Annotated in this window: 3 protein-coding genes; 1 reads left to right on the top strand and 2 read right to left on the bottom strand. The window is 70.4% G+C overall.

The window, feature by feature from the left end:
- The first annotated feature begins 48 nt into the window (after positions 1-48).
- Positions 49-783, top strand: coding sequence for a M15 family metallopeptidase (locus K9U41_RS22760; protein WP_282643115.1), 735 nt, complete (start codon positions 49-51; stop codon positions 781-783).
- Between the two features lie 18 nt (positions 784-801).
- On the opposite strand, the gene K9U41_RS22765 is transcribed toward K9U41_RS22760, so the two are convergent.
- The gene (locus K9U41_RS22765; RefSeq protein ID WP_282643116.1) at positions 802-1,209 is read right to left on the bottom strand and encodes a hypothetical protein; all 408 of its coding nucleotides are present in this window, start codon (positions 1,207-1,209) and stop codon (positions 802-804) included.
- A gap of 10 nt (positions 1,210-1,219) precedes the next feature.
- Positions 1,220-1,663, bottom strand: a 444-nt coding sequence (locus K9U41_RS22770; protein ID WP_282643117.1) for a hypothetical protein, incomplete at its 5' end; no start/stop codon positions are given.

Here is a 1,663-nt window from a genome sequence, read left to right on the forward strand (position 1 = left end):
GGCCGGCGCCTCGTTCCGCACCGGTTTTCTTCGGCGCGGGACGCTCATATGATCGCGCCCAACGTCCCCGCGACCCCCGCCATGCCCTCTTTCCTGATGGACCGACTGGTGAAGCCCGCTGCCCTTGCCCTGAGCATCGCCGGCCTGCCGCTGGCGGCCGATGCCCGCACCGACCGTCCGGCCCTGTTCGTGGATGTGGCCACGCTGGTGCCCGACGCCGTATTCGATGTGCGCTATTTCGGTTCGGACAATTTCGTCGGCACGCGGGTGGACGGCTACAGCGCTGCCCGCTGCTTCCTCACCCGCCCCGCCGCCGAGGCGCTGGCCGCGGTGGCGGCGGAGGCGAAGGCCGGCGGGCTGGGCCTGCGCCTGTTCGATTGCTATCGTCCCGCCCGCGCCGTGGCGCACTTCGCCCGCTGGGCGAGCGACCTGGCCGATACCCGCACCAAGGCCGCCTTCTATCCCGACGTGGACAAGAAGGCGTTGTTCGCGGAAGGCTATATCGCCGCCCGCTCCGGTCATTCGCGCGGCTCGACGCTGGACCTGACGCTGGTGGATCGCGCCACCGGCGCCGACCTCGACATGGGCACGCCCTTCGACCTGTTCAGCCCGCGCTCCTGGCCGGCCTCGGACGCGGTGACCAGGGCGCAGAAGGCGAACCGCGCCCGGCTCGCCGATCTCATGGCGCGGCACGGTTTCAAGCCGTTCGACAAGGAATGGTGGCACTTCACCCTGAAGGACGAGCCCTTCCCGGACACCTATTTTGATTTTCCCATCGAATAGGCACAGGCGCCGCGCCGCTCAGTTGGGAGAGATTTCCTCCACCTTCAGCCGGCGGCCGTGGGTATCGAAGAAGTCGCCCTGGTTAATCACCAGCCGGTCGGCGTCGAGCCGCCCTTCCAGCGCCCGCAGGCGGGCCCGCGCCTCGCCGTTTTCCAGCGGCCCTTCGGCATCAAGCTGGGCGAAGAAGGCGGCGCCGTCCCAGGCCTGCCGGGCACCGGCGAACAAGGCGGCGATCTCGGCCCAGCTCACCTCGTCGCCGACGATGTTGAGGAAGGTGGAGGCGAGCGGCAGCACCTGCGGCTCGGCGATGCGCACCAGCACCACCAAAGCGGTGAAGCTGCCGTTTTCGCCATAGGTGGCGGACAGCCAGCGGTCGAAATCGGTGGCCTTGCGGGTCGTCATCCTGGCGGTCTTCATCTTGGCCATGCCCGGACGCTCAGAAATCCACCAGGGGCGTGTCGGTCAGATAGTGCTCGAACAGGTACCAGAAGGGGCTCTGCCGGGTCTCAAGGTACCAGTCCTCGAAGGCGGCGAGGGCGGCGTCCGGATCGGCCCCGGCGTCCGCCTCGCCGAGGGCCAGGGCAACGGCGGCGAAGCGGGTGAGCACCTCGGTGCGCGCGTCGCTGTCGGAGGTCCAGCCGAGCCGGGTGCGCAGCAGCGCCTGCCCGGCGGCGACCGCCATCTCGGCATCTTCGGTTGCGTCCACGGCGGCGACCAGCGCGGCCATGAGGTCGGCGCGCCGCCAGGCATGGGCCCGGGCCGCAGCGAGCTGTTCGATGCGCACGGCGGCCTCGCGGCGGAAGTCGGTTTCCGCCACGCCCGCCGCGTGCTTGGCCGCATCGAGGCGGGCGAGGAACGCCGTCCGCGCAGGGGAGGGCGG

Source organism: Xanthobacter autotrophicus, assembly GCF_029991245.1.
Taxonomy (GTDB): Bacteria; Pseudomonadota; Alphaproteobacteria; order Rhizobiales; family Xanthobacteraceae; genus Xanthobacter; species Xanthobacter autotrophicus_C.